This is a genomic window from Bartonella sp. CR84HXZ (assembly GCF_042194535.1).
GTDB classification, from domain to species: domain Bacteria; phylum Pseudomonadota; class Alphaproteobacteria; order Rhizobiales; family Rhizobiaceae; genus Bartonella; species Bartonella grahamii.
Genome location: NZ_JBHIMY010000083.1, coordinates 1 through 1,238 on the forward strand (window position 1 = coordinate 1; position 1,238 = coordinate 1,238).

Here is a 1,238-nt window from a genome sequence, read left to right on the forward strand (position 1 = left end):
TTTACCAATGGGCTTATGGCGTGGGCGAATGCCCATCCCACTTTAACAAGCGCCATCATCAAAACCATTGCTGCCCTTATGGCTTTTAATATTGCTCTGCGCGTGTTGCGCTTTACCCTCGCTGGAACACGTCTTGGGCTTCTTCAATTGATCACGTCTTTTATCAAGCTTAGAACACTCAGTCGTGGTCTTTCTGCAAGCTGGCGGGGCTTAGCAGCCGCAGGGCGCTCCCTGGGCTTGCTAACCGCGGGTCTTGGGGCAAGTTCACTCCGACTCTTACGCCCAATGACTTTACTTGTGGCGGCATTTCGCGGCGTTATGATCTCAGGAAGTGCATTTGCGAGTAGCTTTGGTTGGATAGGAACCGTGATCGAAGTGGTTGGAGCGAGCATGGCCTCTGTTGTGGGGGGTATTTTTACCCCGGTAGGGGCTGCGGTTGCTGCTGTTGTGGCGGTCATATTGGCAGCTGGTTTTGCTTTGTGGAAATATTGGGACCGCTTTTCTTCTTTTATGAAGGGCTTTGCACGGGGGGTAACACGGGCTTGGGGGCAAGCCTTTGAAGCCGTCATGCGCTTTTTTGGTGCTGATACCAGCACCATTACGCGTTGGAAAAATATAATCGCCAATGCTTTTGATCTCTCTCAAGTTTGGCAAAAGTTTAAACAAGAGCTTAGCGCTGTTGGCAGTTGGTTTGGCAACGTGTGGGAGGGCGTTAAACAAAGCTTTTCCAACTTTTGGCAATGGTTGAAGAGTTTTTTTACACAGGAAAAGCTCTCGGAGAGTGCCAAGGCTGGTATGGAACAAGCGGGCGAAGATCTGGCTAATTCGATTGTCGATGGCTTTATGTCGTCTATCTCACAATTGATGGATTATTGTAAATCTTTGCCTAGCCGCATTAAGGGGTGGATTGGTTCCATTGATGTAAGAGAGTTTTTGCCAAGTTTTTTGGGGGGGAAAACAGCCATTCAGCCCATACCACAATTTGCGGGGGCGGGGCATGCAAATTCCCCTTTCACAGAAGCAAAAGGCAAAGATCACTCCACCATCACACACAATCAAAATGTCACAGTGCATGTCAATGGTGCCCGTGATCCTGTTGCCACTGGTCGTGCGGTTGCCCACGCCATTCAACGGGCACGCGCTAATGCTCTGCATGGCGGGACAGAATGAGGGGAGGGAGGCTATGAGAGATCCTTTGATGATGTTAGGACCGCATCAATTTTATGTGGACTGGCTGA

1 pseudogene is annotated in these 1,238 nt (G+C 49.9%); it reads left to right on the forward strand.

Annotated elements, in window-relative coordinates:
- Positions 1 to 1,170: pseudogene (locus tag ACFIKD_RS09455) on the forward strand (phage tail tape measure protein); the annotation flags it as partial.
- Positions 1,171 to 1,238 lie beyond the last annotated feature (68 nt).